This window comes from Paenibacillus marchantiophytorum, assembly GCF_014640555.1.
Taxonomy (GTDB): Bacteria; Bacillota; Bacilli; order Paenibacillales; family NBRC-103111; genus Paenibacillus_E; species Paenibacillus_E marchantiophytorum.
Window position 1 is genome coordinate 1 of sequence record NZ_BMHE01000012.1, and the last position, 18,851, is coordinate 18,851.

An 18,851-nucleotide genomic window follows, 5' to 3' on the forward strand; every position below is an offset into this window, starting at 1 on the left:
GTTAAACACCTGTTGGGGAAACAAAATGAGGACTCGCATACGTAAATTTTAAGAATTTCCACAAAATTTGCTAATTGGGAAGTGGGAGGGCTGGATGCAGAATGTTAATCGACGGTCTCCTACAGGATCTTATTTCCACAAAAAGTGTTGAAATTCCCATGAAACAGCAAAATAACGTACTGTAGTTCCCTCAACCTCCCGATACTGACACTTTTAGCTAGAATAGCGCACCGTAGTTCCCTCACGTCCCCGCGAGGCAGCTGGAGTAACTCCGCTTTCACTCCACAACATATAAACTCTTTTATTTCAAAAAAGGGACTGTCCCCAGGCAGCAATATCTGCTGCCTGAAGACAATCCCTTCACATTAAGCCGATTACTCGGCGGTGTTACATTATTCGGCGGTTTTACCGTTCAATTTCTCTTTCAACAAGTTCAACTGCTCATCCACTTTCGCTTGCTTCGCTACATCAACTGGTGTATAGCTGCCTACTGAACCAGCAGGTACGTATGGCTTGCGAGCGATTTCTGCTTCCACTTCCAGCTGGATGATTTTCTCTTCCATGCGTTGGAAGCCGCGGGATGCACTACCGCTTTCGATGACGCCGCTGTAGGATACTTGCGCCATTTGCTTCTTAGCTTTCGCAAGTTGAGCGCGGGAAACGAGCTCATTGCGTTTGTTGCGCATTTTGTAGAATTCATCTTTCATTTCGTGCAGTTGTTGCGTCAATTCATCCGCATGCGCTTTAGCGGATGCATGTAGATCTGTGTACTCAACGATTTTATCTTCGTGGTACAATTTTTCTTCAACAGCTTGGCGAGCTTGTGCTTCCTGGCCGTTTTTGATGGCTGCAGCTGCTTTGCCTTCACGGTCAGCAACCAGGCGTACGGATTCTTCCAAACGTTGTTTCAGCTTGCGCTCACTTGCGATTTGTCTGGCAACCGTCACTTCAGCCTGTGCGATTTCTTGCTCCATATCGCGCAGATATTGATTCAACATAACAATCGGATCCTCGATTTTATCCAATACCTCGTGAATTGATGCTTTTGTCATATCCTTCATTCTTGTAAATACTCCCATGGTTTACACGTCTCCTTTTTTAATATCAATGGTTGGTTTTTGTTCAAAACGAGCGACTTTGGCTCTCAGTTCTTCCACTTCTCTTTGCAGCGCTTTTTTCTCAATGTCTTTCATCATCTCATCGATGTTGTTCGTCGGTACACCTGCATTGTACGGTGGGGTATTGAAGTTCGCAGGCTGCTGTGGCGCTTGATGAGGCGGGTATGACTTATGCCCATTCCAACCTCCGCTACCGTTATAATTTTGACGGCCATATGAGCTGGCATAAGGATCGTACGGTTGGTCATAGCCAGGTTCCTTAGGAATCACAATTGCCGCTATGAAGTAGATGAAAATGACCGTACCTCCAGTGAAAAATGTCGTAATGACCACTAGCAATCTTAATAATGTTGCATCTACATTCATGGCCTCGGCGAGTCCGCCGCATAGGCCGGTAACTTTTTTATCTCTTCGTGAGCGGTATAGTTTGCTCATGATCTTATTATCCCTCCTGCTTCAGTCTATTTCGCAGAGCTTCCAGCTCCGCATCTACGGCCGGGTTGCCCCCGCTGTAGTAGCTTTCACGTCCCATTCGGCGGACATCTCGAAGCGTTTTTGCCTGTAACTCCATATCGGATACGCGCTCTTCCAAGCGTCCGAACATCCGCGGCGCGCCGTCTTGCGTCACACTGCTGCGGGCATGCAATCTTTGCTGCAACCGCGCGGATTCCATTCGGGCTAAGAAGTAGCTGCGTTTATCTGCCACTTCTTTGTAATCAGCCTTGAGCTGCTGCAGCTCCTCATCCATATCGAGAATCGACTGCTTCGCTTGCTCATACAGCTCACGGTACTGCTCGCTCTTCTCTTCGGCTTGCAATTTCTCTTGCAGCACAATGCGTGCCATATGTTCTTCGCCGGCTTTCAAAGCCAGAAGCGCTTGATGCTCGCGCTTCTCTTTCGTTTCCAGCGCCGTCAAATATTGCTGGCGGAGCGAAGCGGCGTGGCTGACACATTGTTGATACAGCCTCTCAGATTGCTGAAGCTGCTCACGCTGTGCAGCTAAGTACTGGTCAATCAAGCGAACCGGATCTTCGGATCGTTCCAAATGTTCATTCAGTGATGCCACGGTAATGTCTCTCATACGCCTTAATAGGCTCATCTCTCATACCACCTTTTTCACTCTCTGTTTGTTGGTTCAACTTACGCGGTTCTTCTTGTCAGCATCGATACTCCATAGCCAATCAACCCGATTGCTAGAAGAATAATGACCCAACCAGCTAATTTACCCAGCAGGATGACCCCGCCGATTCCTGCAATTAACCAACCAATTTTGCTGCCGCGCTGAATGCCGACATAACCTAGACCAACCATTGCGATCGGGATCACATATCCCATCACCGAGCCGATAAACGGTCCAAGGTGAAAGCCTAGTTTATTTAACAAAATCAGGGCACCGAATGCGATTAGCAGAGCGGCTAAGCCTGTATTTCTTTTCATCGTTTCGTCACCGCCTTTCGTTTATTTGTTGTGCTCTTGTTCATGTCTTTATTCTAGGTAAAAATGAAGCTTTCCAAAACGGACCGCAGGCGGTATTTGATCCTAGACCTTAGTCGGGGCGCTTCTAAGACCTCCTTAAACATTATGTTTATACGACACGGATACGGGTTAAGTACTTAACAGACGAAGTATCGACAAATTTCGGATGCGAAAGGCGGAAACCCTCACATGAAATCAATGAAGCTATCTAATGGACGAATACATACGAAGTCGAACCTGAGATCCGTGGTGATCCGGATCTTGCTCTTCTCGTTATTGGTGCTGCTCCTGCCAACCTATGCCTGGGAAGCAACGACAACGGCCCCAGCCCCAGCTACACAAGCAGCGGCGCAATTGCAATCCTTAGCTCCTCTGACTATTAAGAAGCTGCAGATGTCCATAAGCACAGAGCCATTGTTCTCTTTCTCGGTGCTGAGCGATGTGCATGTTGGCGCCAAGGATAAGGATTCACAGGAGCGTTTCCGAACAGCACTAGCCGATCAACTGGCTATCCGACCAGGCAGCAAATTAATGGTTCTGAACGGCGATCTTACGAACGGCATCAACAATGATTACAAAAGTCTATTCAAAATCATGTATGAGTTCACACTCCCGCCCGTCCATGCAACGATGGGGAACCACGAGTACTACGGTTTATGGGAAACGAAGCAAGAGTACTTGGATACGAGCAAGCTGCGTACGGATTGGTCCAGCGGACAAGCCATTAACTCCTTCCAACAAATGTTCAATTACGATAGACCCTACCACGAACTGGTTATGGAGGATTATCATTTTCTGTTTCTCAGCAGCGAAGCCTATCAGGATCTAGATGCCAGTGTCAAAGAAGATGCCTACTTATCCCCTGATCAACTAGTGTGGTTCCAAACCAAACTCAAGCTTGCTGCTGAAGCCGATCCGGATAAGCCGATCTTCGTATTCCTGCATCAGCCGCTCGTTCATACAGTAGGAGGTTCCGACCAAGATCTTGGCGTCGTTCAACATGAAGAACTGCGGGCGATTCTTAACCAATATCCAAATATCGTCTTCTTCACTGGCCACACGCATTGGAACCTAGAAACGACGGAACAAATCAAGCAATTGCAATTCCTTGCCGTAGGCAGTTCATCCGTGAGAGAAGTTTGGAATGACCACAATGAACCAGAAGGCAGCAAGGCCAGTCAAAGCTTGGTCGTCGATGTCTTCGCGGACCGGATTGCTATCCAAGGACGCGAACATTCGGAGAAGCGTTGGATTGAGCCTGCTTTTGTGAAGAGGTATAGCGAGAAAAGCAGAAGCTAGCTACTAAACTCTAACTTCATCTAACGCATGATAAACCTAGCCTAGAGCAAAGTCACGGTGACAGTTAGGCTTCCTTATACATACAATGGGTTTAGAGCGGAAAGGGGGCGGCGGCAATGCCGGCTGTTGTCTATGGAGGTATCAAAATCAATAGTGTGAATTCAGGTTCGAATGTCCAGATCGGAGATACCGCCTTTATTCGACTGTCAAGCAATAGCAAGTACTATGCGGGAGCCAACTCTTTTTCCCCTGGGGATAGTTTTGGAAGTAATCAGAACATTGTTGGCAATACCAATACCATTGATCCGGATTTAATTGATAACAATAGCAATAATGTTGTATAGAAAAAAAAGCCCAGGACTGTTTGCCGTGGGCTTTAGCATATTGAATTATACCGCGGCTCTGCGCAGCAAACTATATGTTGCCGATAGGTAGACGGCTAACAAAGGCAGCATCCACCAAAATAAAGCCATGTAATGTTGGACGAGCCAGCCAAAAATTCCTCCCCAAAGTCCAAGGTGTGTGAGGGAATAGGTGCCAACTGTCCCTATCAGGAACAGCGCCGTGAAAAAGGCATACATTCCGGTACTCCCGAATCTTCGGTGAATGCTTGAGATGGCAAAGCCGAAAAAATACATATTAAGCAAGAGAATCAGGTAGATACCTAACATGCCAATCACAGAAACATCGCTCAGAAAGCCTACTTTGAACAGGCTCATTTGAACCCCCCAGCCATCCGTAGCCTCTTCCAAGACCGAAAATAGCGTCAAAAGCAAGGCTGAAATGGCATTGACAAGAAACGCCGTTAAGATGGTTCCTAGCACATAATCCTTGCGTCGAATGCTGAGTCCTAAGGCAAAAGGAAATGTCTCCTTAATCGTAATAGTACCCGCTACGAACGTGTAGATGAATATTGAGGTAATCGATCCTGTATTCATCGTCTCCCCAGTGTTCAATGCCGTGCCGATAATGAAATTGATGAGGAAGTTAACACCGAGAATAATCCACGGAACATAGAACCAAGTATATTTGTTGCGCAAATGGAGCTGTACAACTTGTTTGTATCGACTCATTCGCCCTCACTCCCCTTTCCAACATTCGATGTGCGTGTTAGATGAATAATCAGTTGCTGCATAGATACCGAAGTAAACTCAAGCCCGAACGACTCGGCATCCTTGCGATCTCGTTCATTCAGAGTTCCCAGAATGGTAGCCGAAGCAGCTGCGCCAATCGCTGTGCGTTCCAGCACCTCTTTGCCTCTCGTGAACGCATCCACAGCTGTCGCCAAGCCGGATACTGTACAAGCTCGGCCCCTAAGCGCATCCGCATCCTCATTAAGGATTAGTTTGCCTTGATCGATCACCAGCACATGCTCGAGTAATCGGCTTACTTCATCAATCAGATGCGTAGAAAGGATCACGGTCCTCGGAAACTCAGCATAGTCCTCCAGTAAACGATCATAGAAGAGTACGCGAGCAACGGCATCAAGCCCAAGATACGGTTCGTCAAAGATGGTAAGCGGTGCGCGGCTAGCCAGCCCAACCACAATGCCTACGGAGGAGAGCATCCCTCTGGACAATTTTTTAATCTTCCTTTTCAAAGGCAGCCGGAAGTTCTCAATCAGTGCATGGGCATAGGCATCATCCCAATTAGGATAGAGTGATTTGGCTACCGCCATAACATCGTTCACATGGAAGGTATCCGGATACTTCTGGCTTTCCTTAATGAAGCAAATCTGGTCCAGCACCCGGCTGTTCTCGAAAGGCTCCTCGCCAAACACCTTCAACTCGCCGCTGGTAGCGAACTGCTGAGCGGAAATCATCTGCATGATGGTCGTTTTTCCTGCGCCATTTCTGCCTAGCAGCCCGTAGATTTTATTGGGTTGAATCGTGAAGCTGACATGATCGACGGCGGTCATTTTCCCGTAGGACTTCGTTAATCCATTCACTTCCACAATGTTCGTCATTACGCTTTCTCCCCTCTGCGCACCATTTCTGTCAATTGTTCCACCGTAATGCCAAGTTTCTCGGCCTCTTTCACCATGGTAACGACATATTGCTCATAAAATAGTTCTTTTCGCTTTTCCATCAATTTCGCTCGCGCTCCCTCCGCTACAAACATGCCTATTCCGCGTTTTTTGTACAAAATCCCTTGGTCCACCAACAGGTTCACACCTTTGGCGGCTGTCGCTGGATTAATTTGATAAAAAGATGCGAACTGATTCGTAGAAGGGACCTGTGTTTCTTCAGGCATTCTTGCTTCAATGATGTCATCCTCGATACGCTCCGCAATTTGCACAAAAATCGGGCGGCTGTCGTCCATCATTAATCCCATATTTCTCACCACCACATTGGTTAGTTACTCATGTAATTAACCATATAACCAATTAAGTTAAAAGTCAACACTTTACGATTAATTTGGGCGCTATCTCGCAACATAAATCTCCAATGAACTGGGAATACCACTAGGACAAATGCCTAAATAATCATTCTCAGGAAAGGAATTTTACGAATGAATTCTTTTAAAATACGCTTAGCTTTCGTTAGCTTGCTGCTGCTTTGGGCTCCCCATCTGTCAGTGAACAGCAAGGAGCTTGCCAGAGCCGAGAAGCCGATATCTGCGCCCTTGTTCTCCTTCTCTGTGATGAGCGATGTTCACATGATCGCTTCGGATGAAGCAGCTCAGCTGCTGCTGCGCAATGCGCTGACGGACCATCGCGCGCTGCGCCCGGACAGCAAGCTGCTCGTCTTGAACGGGGACCTCACGAATGGGAGTGAGGCCGATTATCGCAGCTTGCTGGCGCTCCTTAGCCGCCAGCCCCATGCCCCTGTGCATGCGACCATGGGCAACCACGATTACTACGGCGTGTGGCGCACGCCGGAGGGTGGCATGGATACATCGAAGATGAATCCAGCCTGGTCGAGCAAGCAAGCGGTCGCGTTATTCGACCGCATGTGGGGTTACGATAAGCCGTATCACGAGCTGATCGTGGAGGGCTACCGCTTCCTCTTCCTGAGCGGGGAAGCGTACCGGGACGTGAACGCCTCCTACGCGGAGGATGCGTTCCTCTCTCCCGAGCAGCTCGCTTGGCTGCGCGAGCGGCTGACGAACAGGACCGCAGCGGACGCCGGCAAGCCTGTGTTCGTGTTCCTCCACCAGCCACTGCCGCAGACGCTGGATGGCACAGATCGGGAGCTGGGCGTCGTCCAGCACAAGGAGCTGCGGGCGCTGCTCGAAGCGCACCCGAACGTGATCTTCTTCAGTGGTCACACCCACTGGAACCTGGAAACGACGAAGCAAGTGAAGCAGCTGAAATTCCTCGCTGCTTCCAGCGCCTCCATCCGCGAGGTCTGGAACGCTGCGAATGAACCCGAGACGGTGGCGATCAGCCAAAGTCTCGTGGTCGATGTCTACCAAGACCGCGTCGTCATCATGCGCCGCGAACACACGCGGAAGCGATGGATCGAGCCCTCCATCGCCAAAGGCTATGACGCTAGCTAGGCAGCTGCCGTCTCCGCTGCCAGCTTCTGCGCGTATGCTGTAGCGGAGGTGTTCGCCAGTATGCGTGTCCTAACAAGCAAAGGTGCCTTGCAGGTTCAAGGCCGTTTTTATATGGTTCAGTTCGGGGATAGCCTCTACACGATTTCGCAGCGTTTTGGCGTCAATGTAGCCGAGCTGCTCACCCTGAATGATCAATTGCAAAACCAAACTACGGTTTATCCAGGGGAAATCCTATATATTCCTGACCTCGGGCTGCAAAGCGGAGGTCAGCAAAGCGGAGGTCTGCAAAAGGCAGCGAAATCTGTCACTACTTCGCGCAAGAAAGCAACGAAGAGAAAACACACTCGTTGATGGTGCCATGCATTTCATTTGTGCTTTCAGTAGCCTGGACTAACTGGAATTTCTCCAGCTAATTTCGCGATATGGCAAGGAAATTTGATTCTAGCTGGAAAAGCTCCCTATAAATTGGGCTAATTTCTTGTATTCAACGTTAATCCGTAACCTTGTTCAGCTACGCACAGAGGGCTGCCCCAAGTTGAATTACTTGGGGCAGCCCTCTGTTTGAAGTTATCTTACACGTTCACCTTCGTATAGCGATTCGCCGGAACCGGAATACCGAGATTGCCGCGCAGTGTGTCCGCTTCGTAATCTGTCCGGTAGATGCCGCGATCCTGCAGAATCGGCACGACGAGATCAACGAAATCGTCCAAGCCTTGAGGCAGGGCCGCTGCGATAATGAAGCCGTCGGCTGCGTTTTCCTCGAACCAAGCTTGCACGCGGTCAGCGACATGTTCAGCCGTTCCCGTGAATTCAGAACGCGGCGTGGCTACATTCAGCGCGACTTGGCGCAGCGTCAGGTTCTTTTCTTTGGCGGTTTGCTTGATTTTGTCCGTACCGCTGCGGAAGCTGTTGCTGCCGATATCGCCCAGCTCTGGGAACTGCTCATCCAATGGATACTGGGAGAAGTCGTGATGTTCGAAGAAGCGGCCCAAGAAATCAAGCGCTTTGTCGATCGTTACGAGGTTCGCAACTTCTTGATATTTGCGCTCAGCCTCTTCTTCTGTACGCCCGATAATCGGTGCGATTCCAGGAAGGATCACCACTTCATCCGGGTTGCGACCTTCGGCTGCGGCTCTCTTTTTGATATCCGCATAATACGCCTTCGCGTCTTCAATCGTCTCATGTCCAGCGAAGATCGCATCCGCCACTTTCGCCGCAAACGCGCGGCCATCCTCGGACGCCCCTGCTTGGAAAATAACAGGCTGACCTTGTCTGGAACGAGCAATATTCAAGGGACCCTGCACGGAGAAAAATTCACCCTTATGATTCAACGTATGCAGCTTGCTAGGATCAAAAAATACGCCACTCTCTTTATCACGAACGAAAGCATCGTCTTCCCAGGAATCCCATAAGCCGCGCGTTACTTCCAAGTATTCATTCGCAATGCGATAGCGCTCAGGATGTGTTGGGTGCTGTTCCTTGCTATAGTTCTTGGCTGAGCCTTCAAGCGGAGAAGTTACAATGTTCCAGCCTGAACGCCCATCGCTGATCTTATCAATAGACGCGAATTGGCGAGCCACCGTAAAGGGTTCACTATAGGAAGTCGATAACGTGCCCACAAGGCCGATATGCGAAGTGACCGCAGCCAAGGCAGACAGGATCGTAATCGGCTCAAAACGATTGAGGAAATGCGGAATCGATTTCTCGGTAATGAAGAGACCATCCGCGATAAACACAAGGTCGAATTTACCGGATTCCGCTTTCTGAGCCTGCTGTTTATAAAAACCGAAGTTCACACTCGCATCCGTAATCGCATCCGGGTGTCTCCAGCCCGAAACATTACCGCCAACGCCATGAATGATAGCACCCAATTTAATTTGTTTTTGCTTAGCCATGGTTATCTCCGTCCTTTCATAATATAGCTGCGGTTTGCAGGTGCAGCCGGTAGCTCTTGACGAGTGTCTCGCCTTTATGAATATCTTTATCCTGAGCGCGTTCAAAGCCGAGTCGCTCGTAGAGCTTCACAGCCGATTCCATCATGTCTGAGGTATGCAAATGCAGCGTAGCTGCTCCTAACTCTCTAGCGCGTCTAACGTGTTCTTTGATTAGAGCTGTAGCGATTCCGCGCCCTCTGGCACTTGGCGAAACAGCCAATAAACGAATGATAGGCGACTGGATCTCAAGTTCCGGCAGCCCATAGGCGGCTTCAGAAGACAGGAACAACTGCGAGCTCCCGACAACTTCACCGTCGATTAAAGCAATTATGCGAGCCGTTGGCTTATCGCTATCAACAGAAGCAATAATGTTTTCTCTATATTGATTCCAGCCTTCAGGAGGCAGGACTGCGCGATATTGTCCGTAAGCGTCTTCCAGGACTTTGCGAATTGCGTCCCGATCAGCCTCCGTGGCTTCCCGAATTTCAAGCTCTTTTGCATCCGCCATACGTAAACCCTCCCTTATACACGCGCTTCCAATTCATTCTTAATCCGTGCGATTTGAGCCAAATGAACCTGAACATGAGCGACGAAGGACTGAACAACATCCGTTAATGTGAGAATTTGGCCTTTGAAATTAACGCCTGTTTTCGCCCAATCCTCGGTGGATAGCCGCTTAAATAATAAATGGTTATACACTAATAACGCCTGAAAAACCGCTAAAATATCCGATGCCGAGCCTTCATTCGCTTTGGCGCTGCTGACCCATGGATCTTGGTCAAAAGCTGGCAGCTGTGCCGATGCGCCGGAAATAATCGCGCGGATTCGGAAAGACACGACGATGTTGTGATCGGCCAAATGGGAAAGAACCTCGGTCACGCTCCATTTCTCAGGTGCGGACTTCCATGTCAGTTGAGCTTCGCTAAGCCCCTGAATGGCTTCTTGCAGTTGATCATGTGTGTGCAAATAGGACGGTAAATCGGGGGTTGCTTGACTCATGGCGATACCTCCAGTGGAATGTCGGATGATAGCTCTTTCAACGCTTTTTCAGCTAAAACAGCAAAATAATTAGCGCTGATAGGCAAAGCTCGTTCGTCTAAATCGAAAGCCGGATGATGCCATTCTTGTGAACCCTCGGTGCCCATGAATACGAACACACCAGGAATTTTTTTCTGATAAAAAGCGAAGTCCTCGCCAGCCGGGGAGGGCGCAGGTGTAATGACTTCCAAACCCGCCTCAAGGGCTGCATCGGTTGCCAAAAGCGCTAATTCGCTGTCATTGAATACCGACGGAGGCCCTTTGACCCAGCGCACGACTGCTTTGGTGCCATAGGCGGCCGCAACGCCGTGTACGACTTGCTCAAACCGCTTGATAATCAGCGATCTTACGCTCTCTTCGAACGTGCGAAGCGTGCCGTCCAGTATCGCTTTGTCTGGAATAACGTTCCAGGCTGTACCGCTGTGAATGCGCGTTACACTGATGACCGCGCTTTGCAGGGAGCTAATGTTGCGGCTTACGATCGATTGCAGCGCAGTCACAATATGCGCTCCTGTCACAATCGGGTCAATGCCCGCTTCGGGAACCGCCGCATGGGTGCCAAGCCCTTCGACTTCGATGACAAAGCCATCTGCCGCCGCCATCAAAGGACCAGACTTGATCCCTATCGTTCCGACAGGAAGATCAGGCTTGTTATGCATGCCATAGATCGCCCGCACGCCATCGAGTGCACCGCTTTTGATGACTTGTTCAGCGCCTTGCGCTTTCTCCTCAGCGGGCTGGAACACGAATCTGATCGTTCCTTTCAGCTCACTCTCCCGCTCCTTGAGCAGAAACGCAGCTCCCAGGACCGCCGCCGTGTGGAAATCATGCCCGCATGCGTGCATCTTTCCCGCAACCAGCGAGGCGTAGGCAAAGCCTGTTTCCTCTTGAATCGGCAAAGCATCTATATCCGCGCGAATCGCGATGATCGGTCCTGGCTGTTTCCCGCCAACTTCAGCGATCAGTCCAGTTTTGAGCGGGAAGTTCGCAATGCGAATACCAGCTTCCGTGAGCCAAGCGCGAATGGCGGCTGTTGTCTGGATTTCCTCATGCGATAATTCAGGATTTTGATGCAAATGACGCCGAATATCGACTAGCTTCTGTGCAAATTCCGGCAGCGTCCGTTCCGAAGTTGATGTACTCATTTTCATTCCTCCTTCGAACCTAGACCAAGGTTTCTGAGAATGCCTCACTAAGCAGTTCGAATGAACGCAATCGCTTGGCGAAATCTTTGACAGATGTGGTTACGATGAATTCTTCGATGCCGTATTTCTGCTGGATCTCCAGCAATTTCTGACGCACCGTTTCTTTCGTTCCCTTCGTAATCTCAGCTTGCTTCTCCTCCACAGTGAACTTAGCTTGTGTTTGGCGGCCGTATTCCTCGGCTTGTTCAAGCGTACCCACCGTTAAGGTCTTGCCATTTTCCAAATGAATTTTCACATTTTTATATTCGCCAGCCAGTTCAATGGCTTCTTCTTCCGTATCTGCTACGATGAGAGAAAGCGCCAGAAGCAGTCTGGGTTGTGTGCCTTTTTCGAAATTAAAGTTCTGTTGATAAGCCTCGAATGCCGCTTCAGCGATCGCATGATCCCCGTTGATAAACTGTGCGAATACATACGGAAGGCCGGCCTCAGCTGCAGATTGCGCGCTTGCTGCGCTAGCTCCAAGGATATAGATATCCACAGGCACTGTAGGAATTGGCGAGACGCGAAGACCCTTCAGAGGGTGATCGTCATGCAATTTATTCTGCACGAACTGCTGCAGCTCGCCCAATTTATCCGCTAGGGAAGTAGCTTCCACAATACCTTGCTGCAAGGCTTTGGTAGAGCGAGGCAGTCCGCCCGGCGCGCGACCTACACCAAGATCAACCCGGCCCGGCGCCAGGGAAGCCAGCACATTGAAATTCTCAGCTACCTTGTAGGGGCTGTAATGCTGCAGCATGATACCGCCGGAGCCAACGCGGATGCGCTCTGTTTTGGCAAGCAGATGTGAAATCAACACTTCCGGTGATGACCCCGCTACCTGTTCAGAATCATGATGCTCCGATACCCAGAAACGCGTATAATCCAAAGCCTCCGCCTTCTGCGCAAGCTGGATAGTATGTTTGAAGGCATCAACGGCAGTCTCCCCAGGAAAAACAACGCTTTGGTCCAATATACTAAGTTTAATCCCCATGACCACTCACTCCATTCCGATTCGGTCGTTATATGTTATAGCTCCACTCAGGCGTAATTCGTTTCAAAAACTGTCTTGTGCGTTCTTCTTTGGCAGCACCGAAAATTTCCTGCGGCTTGCCTTCCTCGACGATCACGCCTTCATCCATAAACACGACATGATTGGAAACTTCACGAGCAAAGCCCATTTCATGCGTAACAACAATCATCGTGATGCCTTCCTTAGCGATTTTCTGAATAACATCCAGGACCTCGCCAACCAGTTCGGGATCAAGCGCGGAAGTTGGTTCGTCGAATAGAATGACCTCTGGATTCAGAGCCAGCGCACGCGCAATGCCCACCCGCTGCTGCTGACCGCCGGATAGTTGGCTAGGATAGGCGTCTAGCTTACTGCCCAGTCCTACTTTCTCCAACACCTTCACGCTGGTTTCCCGCGCTTTATCCTTGGGCTGCTTCTGAACGATAACGAGTCCTTCCATCACATTCTCGAGCACGGTTTTATGTTTGAACAGATTGTAGTGCTGGAAAACCATCGCTGTTTTTTGCCTAAGGGTATGAATATCCTGCTTGCTGGGGCGTTTGCAATTGACAGTGAAATCCCCGATGGTCACTTCGCCGTTATTCGGTTTCTCCAAATAGTTCATGCAGCGCAGAAGGGTTGTTTTGCCGGAACCGCTGGGACCAAGGATACAGACCACTTCCCCTTTTTTGACAGTCAGGTTAATCCCTTTCAAGACCTCATTTTTACCAAACGATTTGGTGATATTGGCCATTCGGATCATGATACGCCACCTCGGTTATACAGATTGATTCGCTTCTCCAGCAGACCTGTTGCTCTTTCGATCAAGAAGGTAATTCCCCAGAACAAGATGGCAGCGGCGATATAGGCTTCGAAAAATTTCCAGTTGGTTGTTGCGACAATTTGCGCTTTGGCATTAATTTCAACGACCGATACGGTAAAAGCTAATGTGGAACCATGCAGCATCCCGATCAGCGTATTGGATAGATTGGGTAAGCTGACAGCCAGCGCTTGCGGTAAAATAATGCGTCGAAGCGCCTGCGTCGTCGTCATCCCGATCGAATAAGCAGCTTCCATTTGCCCCCGATTAATGGATACGATCCCTGATCTCACCACTTCAGAGAGGTAGGCTCCTGCTGTAATGGAGAAGGAAAGAAAGGCGAAACCGATCATCGGAATGGATACCGAGCGGAAGCTCCAACCCATCGCAGCCGCGACGGCGTCAATAAGCATCGGCAGTCCGAAATAAATAAGCAGCAAATGCATCAGCATCGGTGTACCACGAACAAAAGTAACATAAGCCGTAGCTAGGTAATGGATAAAAGGCACTCGATATAGTCGGATTAAAGCTATCGCTGTTCCGATCAGAAATCCAAAAAAGACAGAAACAATAGTAATAATCAAAGTCGTCGGCAGGGCAGACAGCAATTGAACAAAGGCGGTCCAAATGAACGCAGGATCTAACTTCATGCTTGGAAGCCTCCTTTATCCGGTTGAGATGACCAGACGCCTTTGAACCAACGGCGCGATAGCGGCTGACGTTCTTCTGTCACCAACGGTTGTTCATGTGCAAGAAGTCGTTTCTCGATAGAAATAAACAGCTTCTCAAGACCGAAACAAATGATGAAATAAATAATCGATAAGGACACGTAAGTTTCAAAAAAGTGCTGCGTGGCAGCCCCCAATGTCTGAGCTTTGCCCATAAGCTCCATGGCGCCAAGCGAGAAAGCAAGCGATGTATCCTTAAGGTTGGCAATCAGTAAATTCGTAAAATTAGGAAGCGATATGGCCAGTGCCTGCGGAGCAATAATTCGGGTGAAGGCTTGGTACCCGGTCATTCCGACGGCATAAGCAGCCTCTACCTGGCCTTTGTCGACAGCTTTGACGGCTGCCCGGATCACCTCGGAGATATAAGCTCCGGAGTGAAGGGCAAACGTCAAGATGACGAACGTTAATACCGGCGCTTTGGAAACATCCACATGAATGGTCTTCAACATCTCCGGAAGCCCGTAGTAGATCAGGAATAGCTGGATCAGAATTGGCGTTCCTCGAAAGAAAGAGACGTAGATCTGTGACAACCGTTGCAGAACCGGCACTTTATACAGTCGCGGCAGGGCAATGAGAAGTCCAAAAATGATGCCGAGCAGCATGGAGCAAGCAACGATGAATAGAGTTATGTCGATGTAAGACAATAATTTGGGCAAGAAATTAAATACATAGGTGATATCGAATTGGTTGGCCATGACGGCGATCTCACCTTTCCTTTAATCGTTGTAGGCACATTTACTTGGAATCTTCTTTTTTCGTGAAATCTCCGCCCAACCACTGTGTGCTCAGCTTCGAAAGTGTCCCGTCAGCCTTGACAGCCTTCAGTGCAGCATCGATTTTATCGGCAAGTTCTTGGCCGTCTTTATCGTTTTTGCGGAACAAGAAACGAACTTCAGCCTCTTCGATAATAGGTCCGATTGTTTTCAGTTTGCTTTGGGGATCAACCAGCGGCAGCAAGAAATCTGCTCCTAGCGCGCCATCCGCACGTCCTGTTGTAAGTTGATTGACTAAATCGTTGGCAGCACCGCTTTGATACACAATTTTGATCGCATTGTCGTGTGCTTTATTGTAGTTTTCCAGCAGTGTCGCTTCCGCGCTCGTTGCTGTTGTCAAAGCTTTCTTGCCTTTCAAATCATCAATAGACTTCACTGTCGTGTTGTCCTTGGCTACAATTACTTTTGTTTTCCAGTATGCATAGGGCTCGTTATTGAACAGATATTTCTGCTCTCTTTCCTTGTTCTTCTCAATTTCATGAGCGACGAAATCGATTTTGTTCGTTTCGAGGCTGAGCAGCAAGTTCGCGAAATCCATCGTTTTAAATTCAAATTCATACTCTGGAAGACGTTTATCCAGTTCTTTCACAAGTTCAATATCATAACCGGTAAGTTTACCGTCTTTATCTAGGAAAGCTACGTTAGGAAACTGTGTGCCAGTCCCTACGATGATTTTTTTCGTTTTGACAGGTGCTGTTGTTGCAGCAGCGCTTGCAGTTGGAGCTTTGCTGCCTTCTGCAGCAGCTTTAGGGGATGCATCTGTTGCTGTGCTTTTGGAGCCGCAGCCTGCTACCACCAAGGCTAAAGTTAGTGTTGTCACAGCAAGTGTTGTCAATTGTTTCATCGTGAACCCCTCCATTGTATCTTCTGTTTAAATTTAATGTTAATAATTCCTACCTGTTAAGTGTGGATTATAGCTATGCCTTTAATTTATCATCAAGTGCAGCAACTGGATAATAGAGTTTTTCTATATGCATATTCAAAAGTCATATATGTTCTCGGATCGACTGAGCAATTCCCTTACACAAATCTAAGGCGCTATTGAAAAATATCGCGTTCTCTCCGTTCAGAGCGATCATATTCGTCTGTAAGGAAATGCCCGCGGTTTGCGGGAAATCGATTGGAAAGAGCTTCCCGTCCCTGACTTCCTGTTCCACGCATAGACTGGGCAGAAACGCGATGCCTGCGCCTTGCAGCACGAGCTTCTTGGCCGTTTCCAGATTATCTGTCTGAAATTCAATACTCGGCGGCTGCTTCATACTGGCGAATAACCGATGGATTCGCATCCAGTCCAGAGAACCACACTCGAAGAAAACCAGGGAATATTCGCCAATCTCTTCAAGCGAGACCTCTGCCTTCTGAGTAAAAGGATGGCCTGCATAGACATATAGACGAATAGGGTCATCATAGGCTTTGGCAGAGAGGAGATTCGGATGGCTGATATTACGAACAAAACCGAGATCCAGTTCGCGGTTCAGCACTCTGTTGATGATATCCTCAGAAGCCGCCGTGGAGAGCTTATAGTTAACGTCAGGATATTTGTGCTTGAGCTTCGGTATAATCGTTGGAATGATATAATTGGAAACGGACACGGTACACCCTACGCGCAGTTCGTTAGGCAGTGTTCTTTTTTGCTTCAACTGAATCTTGCTTTTCTGAAAGGTTTGCAAAAGTTGCTGGGCAAAGGGCAGAAATTTCTTCCCGTCATCCGTCAGAGAAGTCTGTTTGCCTACGCGATCAAAAAGTCGACAATCCAGCTCACGCTCCAGTGATTGTATTCGCGCTGTGACCGATGGCTGAGACAGATAGAGGACTTCCGCTGCCTTATTGAAGCTGCCATAATGAATCACATACACGAATGCTTCGATGTTCTCGATGTTCAACTTGAGCCCTCCAATCACTTAGCGAATGCTTAAATTTACAATTCCGATCTACTAACTTGGTATTAGGTTGTTCTTACTATAGATCATCTCCTAAAAGGTGTCAATACAAAAAATCAACCACTTTCCCTCCAGGGGGCAGCGGTTGATTTATCATTTCGTTTAGATGAAACGGATTCCGACTCTTAGTTTGTTGCAGCGGCTGCTGCAGTCGGTGCCGGTGCTGCGGCTCCCTTGCCCGCTTTGCCATCCGGACGTTTGTGGTCCGTGCCTTTTTGCTCTACTTGTTTTTTGATGCTGTCGGTCAAGCCATCTTTTATTTTGCTGATCAAGTCGTCTTCACTGATGCCTTTGGATGTGGCTACATCCACGAGGGATTTACCCGCTTCCAGCTCAGTTCTGAGCTCATCCTGCGTGATGCCAAGAATGGACGTTACTAACTCAGGGTTGCCAAAGAATCCACCAGGACCACCTGGGCCGCCGCGACCGCCAGGGCCTCCTCTGCCTTCTTGACCGCCCTCAGGACGCGTGCTTTCTACTTGCTTCGTCAAGCGCTCGGAAAGACCGGACAACTTCTTGTCAGCTTGCTCTTGTGTCAATTTGCCAGCGGTAACCTCTGCATTGATGGACGTTGTTTCTGCTGCAACCAACTTCGCCACGTAGTCGGCTTCTGACAGCCCCTTCTCCACCGCAAAAGCGGCCAGTGTTTTGCCTGATTTTACAGCATCCTGCACAACACTTTGCTCTACGCCAAGAATCGTAGCTGTTTGCGCAATCAAATTGCTGCCTTTGCCGCCGCGATCTCCGCCTGGGAACTGGCCTTGACCTCCACCATGGAATCCGCCGCCGCCGAAACCTTTGCCCTGGATCTGTTTCGTTAATTGATCCGATAGACCCGCGATAACCTTATCCGCTTGTTCTTGCGTGATTTTGCCTGCTGTCACTTGCTCTGCAATCGATGCCGTTTCAGCTGCGACCAACTTGGCCAGAAAGTCCGCTTCCGTTAGTCCTTTTTCCACTGCAAATGCGGCCAACGTTTTATCAGCTTTCAACGCTTCCTGAACAGCACTTTCTTCAACGCCCAGAATGGTCGCTGTTTCTTTCACCACATTGCTGCCATGGAAGCCGCCACGGTTTCCAAAATCACCACGACCTTTACCGCCGTGCGCTTCCTGCGTCGTTGTGCTATTTGTCGAACCTGTTGCCGTATCTGCAAATGCTTGATTATGTAGGGCGCCAACAAAACCAACTCCGAGTACGAAAGAAGCTACCAATGAACCTGTAAGAATTTTTCTGCCGATGTTTTTCATCATTTGTTTCCACCTTTTTCTTATATTTTTTGTTTGTTTCTTCCTTACAAAACCAAGTATAGCCCCCTTACCTGAATCCCATCTGAGTATAAACTGAGTGTTCGTTGAGAAGTTTCTGAGGGTTGGCTGAAAATGGAAGCATCTACTCTACACGTTCTCCTTACCATCTATCTCCCTTCGCCTTCAGGACCAATTGGGCTCAGAGGGATCGCAGATTCGCTATTTGGGCGGCAACCGCCCAAAATGGGGCTTCCGCGGATCCTAGTTCCCTCTGGGCTATGCGATGACACCGAGAGCAGCGTGAAAAGGAACTACGATCCGCTAATTGGCGGGGGCCGGGGTAAAAGCAGCAGGAAGGGGAACTGAGGTACGCTATGTAAGCGAAAGTTGCTGATTCCGACCGGGAAATGGTGAAATAGCGGATCGTAGTTCCCTTTGGCGTGGAATTAGGCGGTTTTCAGCTTTATAGCGGATCCTAGTTCCCTTTGGGTTATGCGATGTCACAGAGCGCAGTGTCAAAAGGAACCACGATCCGCTAATTGGCGGCAACCGGGGTAGAAGCAGCATGAAAGCTAAGGTACCGCGTTGAGCGCAAAACCAAAACTTGAAAACGGTTGCGGATTAGGAAAAGTGGACACCCGAGCAAGAAGGCGATCTCCATTAAAGCCAAGCTTGTCGGAATAGTCGTCAATTTCAAACACACGGTGAGGCGGTTGGAAGGGACTTCACTTTATCAGCGCGCTTGCAACAGCGCAAAAAAAAGCCTTATCCCCCAACGCGG

22 protein-coding genes are annotated in these 18,851 nt (G+C 49.0%); 4 read left to right on the plus strand and 18 right to left on the minus strand.

The features are described 5' to 3' along the window. Positions 1-392: 392 nt before the first annotated feature. From IEY34_RS13650 to IEY34_RS13665, 4 genes are read right to left on the minus strand one after another with little or no spacing between them, the layout of a single operon-like run. Positions 393-1,079, minus strand: coding sequence for a PspA/IM30 family protein (locus IEY34_RS13650; protein WP_189012428.1), 687 nt, complete (start codon positions 1,077-1,079; stop codon positions 393-395). Between the two features lie 3 nt (positions 1,080-1,082). Further along, positions 1,083-1,553, minus strand: a complete 471-nt coding sequence (locus tag IEY34_RS13655; RefSeq protein WP_189012429.1) for a PspC domain-containing protein — start codon at positions 1,551-1,553, stop codon at positions 1,083-1,085. 7 nt (positions 1,554-1,560) lie between these two features. Next, positions 1,561-2,217 carry a PspA/IM30 family protein gene (locus IEY34_RS13660; protein ID WP_189012430.1) on the minus strand — a complete coding sequence of 219 codons (657 nt, stop codon included), beginning with the start codon at positions 2,215-2,217 and terminating at the stop codon, positions 1,561-1,563. A 41-nt stretch (positions 2,218-2,258) separates the two neighbouring features. Beyond that, on the minus strand, positions 2,259-2,555 hold the full coding sequence (locus tag IEY34_RS13665) for a LiaF transmembrane domain-containing protein (RefSeq protein ID WP_189012431.1): 297 nt from the start codon (positions 2,553-2,555) through the stop codon (positions 2,259-2,261). Positions 2,556-2,783: 228 nt separating this feature from the next. Here IEY34_RS13665 and IEY34_RS13670 point away from each other — a divergent pair, with 228 nt between their 5' ends. Together IEY34_RS13670 and IEY34_RS13675 are read left to right on the plus strand one after the other, a co-directional pair. Then, the gene (locus IEY34_RS13670; RefSeq protein WP_189012432.1) at positions 2,784-3,893 is read left to right on the plus strand and encodes a metallophosphoesterase family protein; all 1,110 of its coding nucleotides are present in this window, start codon (positions 2,784-2,786) and stop codon (positions 3,891-3,893) included. A gap of 116 nt (positions 3,894-4,009) precedes the next feature. Continuing rightward, entirely contained in the window at positions 4,010-4,237 is a 228-nt protein-coding gene (locus tag IEY34_RS13675; RefSeq protein WP_189012433.1) for a spore germination protein, read from the plus strand. Positions 4,238-4,282: 45 nt separating this feature from the next. On the opposite strand, the gene IEY34_RS13680 is transcribed toward IEY34_RS13675, so the two are convergent. Genes IEY34_RS13680 through IEY34_RS13690 form a run of 3 tightly spaced genes read right to left on the minus strand, consistent with a single transcriptional unit; the run spans position 4,283 to position 6,227 of the window. Next, complete coding sequence (locus IEY34_RS13680) at positions 4,283-4,966, minus strand: hypothetical protein (RefSeq protein ID WP_189012434.1); 684 nt, start codon at positions 4,964-4,966, stop codon at positions 4,283-4,285. Further along, positions 4,963-5,859 (minus strand): ABC transporter ATP-binding protein, encoded by an 897-nt coding sequence (locus IEY34_RS13685; RefSeq protein ID WP_189012435.1) that lies wholly within the window; start codon positions 5,857-5,859, stop codon positions 4,963-4,965. The genes IEY34_RS13680 and IEY34_RS13685 overlap by 4 nt, the downstream gene beginning before the upstream one ends. Further along, on the minus strand, positions 5,859-6,227 hold the full coding sequence (locus IEY34_RS13690) for a GntR family transcriptional regulator (RefSeq protein WP_189012436.1): 369 nt from the start codon (positions 6,225-6,227) through the stop codon (positions 5,859-5,861). Before IEY34_RS13690 ends, IEY34_RS13685 begins: the two co-directional genes overlap by 1 nt. A 177-nt stretch (positions 6,228-6,404) precedes the next feature. Here IEY34_RS13690 and IEY34_RS13695 point away from each other — a divergent pair, with 177 nt between their 5' ends. Both IEY34_RS13695 and IEY34_RS13700 read left to right on the plus strand, forming a co-directional pair. Next, complete coding sequence (locus tag IEY34_RS13695) at positions 6,405-7,394, plus strand: metallophosphoesterase family protein (protein WP_189012437.1); 990 nt, start codon at positions 6,405-6,407, stop codon at positions 7,392-7,394. A gap of 60 nt (positions 7,395-7,454) precedes the next feature. Next, complete coding sequence (locus IEY34_RS13700) at positions 7,455-7,745, plus strand: LysM peptidoglycan-binding domain-containing protein (RefSeq protein WP_189012438.1); 291 nt, start codon at positions 7,455-7,457, stop codon at positions 7,743-7,745. A gap of 221 nt (positions 7,746-7,966) precedes the next feature. Here the strand turns inward: IEY34_RS13700 and IEY34_RS13705 are convergent, their stop codons facing one another. The 11 genes from IEY34_RS13705 to IEY34_RS13755 all read right to left on the minus strand — a co-directional run bounded on the left by IEY34_RS13705 (position 7,967) and on the right by IEY34_RS13755 (position 18,073). Beyond that, entirely contained in the window at positions 7,967-9,289 is a 1,323-nt protein-coding gene (locus tag IEY34_RS13705; protein ID WP_189012439.1) for an LLM class flavin-dependent oxidoreductase, read from the minus strand. A gap of 16 nt (positions 9,290-9,305) precedes the next feature. Continuing rightward, the gene (locus tag IEY34_RS13710) at positions 9,306-9,836 is read right to left on the minus strand and encodes a GNAT family N-acetyltransferase (RefSeq protein ID WP_189012440.1); all 531 of its coding nucleotides are present in this window, start codon (positions 9,834-9,836) and stop codon (positions 9,306-9,308) included. Between the two features lie 14 nt (positions 9,837-9,850). Next, positions 9,851-10,327, minus strand: a complete 477-nt coding sequence (locus IEY34_RS13715; protein WP_189012441.1) for a DinB family protein — start codon at positions 10,325-10,327, stop codon at positions 9,851-9,853. Next, positions 10,324-11,517, minus strand: coding sequence for an amidohydrolase (locus IEY34_RS13720; protein ID WP_189012442.1), 1,194 nt, complete (start codon positions 11,515-11,517; stop codon positions 10,324-10,326). Before IEY34_RS13720 ends, IEY34_RS13715 begins: the two co-directional genes overlap by 4 nt. Positions 11,518-11,530: 13 nt before the next feature. Further along, positions 11,531-12,541, minus strand: coding sequence for an LLM class flavin-dependent oxidoreductase (locus tag IEY34_RS13725; protein ID WP_189012443.1), 1,011 nt, complete (start codon positions 12,539-12,541; stop codon positions 11,531-11,533). A gap of 28 nt (positions 12,542-12,569) precedes the next feature. Next, positions 12,570-13,322 (minus strand): amino acid ABC transporter ATP-binding protein, encoded by a 753-nt coding sequence (locus tag IEY34_RS13730; protein ID WP_189012444.1) that lies wholly within the window; start codon positions 13,320-13,322, stop codon positions 12,570-12,572. Further along, positions 13,319-14,029: an amino acid ABC transporter permease gene (locus IEY34_RS13735; RefSeq protein ID WP_189012445.1), complete on the minus strand. Its 711-nt coding sequence runs from the start codon at positions 14,027-14,029 to the stop codon at positions 13,319-13,321. The genes IEY34_RS13730 and IEY34_RS13735 overlap by 4 nt, the downstream gene beginning before the upstream one ends. Continuing rightward, on the minus strand, positions 14,026-14,802 hold the full coding sequence (locus IEY34_RS13740) for an amino acid ABC transporter permease (protein WP_189012446.1): 777 nt from the start codon (positions 14,800-14,802) through the stop codon (positions 14,026-14,028). The genes IEY34_RS13735 and IEY34_RS13740 overlap by 4 nt, the downstream gene beginning before the upstream one ends. A gap of 40 nt (positions 14,803-14,842) precedes the next feature. Next, complete coding sequence (locus IEY34_RS13745) at positions 14,843-15,724, minus strand: transporter substrate-binding domain-containing protein (protein WP_189012447.1); 882 nt, start codon at positions 15,722-15,724, stop codon at positions 14,843-14,845. Between the two features lie 142 nt (positions 15,725-15,866). Next, positions 15,867-16,763: a LysR substrate-binding domain-containing protein gene (locus IEY34_RS13750; RefSeq protein WP_189012448.1), complete on the minus strand. Its 897-nt coding sequence runs from the start codon at positions 16,761-16,763 to the stop codon at positions 15,867-15,869. 182 nt (positions 16,764-16,945) lie between these two features. Beyond that, complete coding sequence (locus IEY34_RS13755) at positions 16,946-18,073, minus strand: hypothetical protein (RefSeq protein ID WP_189012449.1); 1,128 nt, start codon at positions 18,071-18,073, stop codon at positions 16,946-16,948. Positions 18,074-18,851 lie beyond the last annotated feature (778 nt).

Excerpts from the sequence above, each read along its gene's own strand:
- IEY34_RS13650 (WP_189012428.1), bottom strand. The coding sequence starts at position 1,079 with ATGGGAGTATTTACAAGAATGAAGGATATGACAAAAGCATCAATTCAC.
- IEY34_RS13655 (WP_189012429.1), bottom strand. The coding sequence starts at position 1,553 with ATGAGCAAACTATACCGCTCACGAAGAGATAAAAAAGTTACCGGCCTA.
- IEY34_RS13660 (WP_189012430.1), bottom strand. The coding sequence starts at position 2,217 with ATGAGCCTATTAAGGCGTATGAGAGACATTACCGTGGCATCACTGAAT.
- IEY34_RS13665 (WP_189012431.1), bottom strand. The coding sequence starts at position 2,555 with ATGAAAAGAAATACAGGCTTAGCCGCTCTGCTAATCGCATTCGGTGCC.
- IEY34_RS13670 (WP_189012432.1), top strand. The coding sequence starts at position 2,784 with ATGAAATCAATGAAGCTATCTAATGGACGAATACATACGAAGTCGAAC.
- IEY34_RS13675 (WP_189012433.1), top strand. The coding sequence starts at position 4,010 with ATGCCGGCTGTTGTCTATGGAGGTATCAAAATCAATAGTGTGAATTCA.
- IEY34_RS13680 (WP_189012434.1), bottom strand. The coding sequence starts at position 4,966 with ATGAGTCGATACAAACAAGTTGTACAGCTCCATTTGCGCAACAAATAT.
- IEY34_RS13685 (WP_189012435.1), bottom strand. The coding sequence starts at position 5,859 with ATGACGAACATTGTGGAAGTGAATGGATTAACGAAGTCCTACGGGAAA.
- IEY34_RS13690 (WP_189012436.1), bottom strand. The coding sequence starts at position 6,227 with ATGGGATTAATGATGGACGACAGCCGCCCGATTTTTGTGCAAATTGCG.
- IEY34_RS13695 (WP_189012437.1), top strand. The coding sequence starts at position 6,405 with ATGAATTCTTTTAAAATACGCTTAGCTTTCGTTAGCTTGCTGCTGCTT.
- IEY34_RS13700 (WP_189012438.1), top strand. The coding sequence starts at position 7,455 with ATGCGTGTCCTAACAAGCAAAGGTGCCTTGCAGGTTCAAGGCCGTTTT.
- IEY34_RS13705 (WP_189012439.1), bottom strand. The coding sequence starts at position 9,289 with ATGGCTAAGCAAAAACAAATTAAATTGGGTGCTATCATTCATGGCGTT.
- IEY34_RS13710 (WP_189012440.1), bottom strand. The coding sequence starts at position 9,836 with ATGGCGGATGCAAAAGAGCTTGAAATTCGGGAAGCCACGGAGGCTGAT.
- IEY34_RS13715 (WP_189012441.1), bottom strand. The coding sequence starts at position 10,327 with ATGAGTCAAGCAACCCCCGATTTACCGTCCTATTTGCACACACATGAT.
- IEY34_RS13720 (WP_189012442.1), bottom strand. The coding sequence starts at position 11,517 with ATGAAAATGAGTACATCAACTTCGGAACGGACGCTGCCGGAATTTGCA.
- IEY34_RS13725 (WP_189012443.1), bottom strand. The coding sequence starts at position 12,541 with ATGGGGATTAAACTTAGTATATTGGACCAAAGCGTTGTTTTTCCTGGG.
- IEY34_RS13730 (WP_189012444.1), bottom strand. The coding sequence starts at position 13,322 with ATGATCCGAATGGCCAATATCACCAAATCGTTTGGTAAAAATGAGGTC.
- IEY34_RS13735 (WP_189012445.1), bottom strand. The coding sequence starts at position 14,029 with ATGAAGTTAGATCCTGCGTTCATTTGGACCGCCTTTGTTCAATTGCTG.
- IEY34_RS13740 (WP_189012446.1), bottom strand. The coding sequence starts at position 14,802 with ATGGCCAACCAATTCGATATCACCTATGTATTTAATTTCTTGCCCAAA.
- IEY34_RS13745 (WP_189012447.1), bottom strand. The coding sequence starts at position 15,724 with ATGAAACAATTGACAACACTTGCTGTGACAACACTAACTTTAGCCTTG.
- IEY34_RS13755 (WP_189012449.1), bottom strand. The coding sequence starts at position 18,073 with ATGATGAAAAACATCGGCAGAAAAATTCTTACAGGTTCATTGGTAGCT.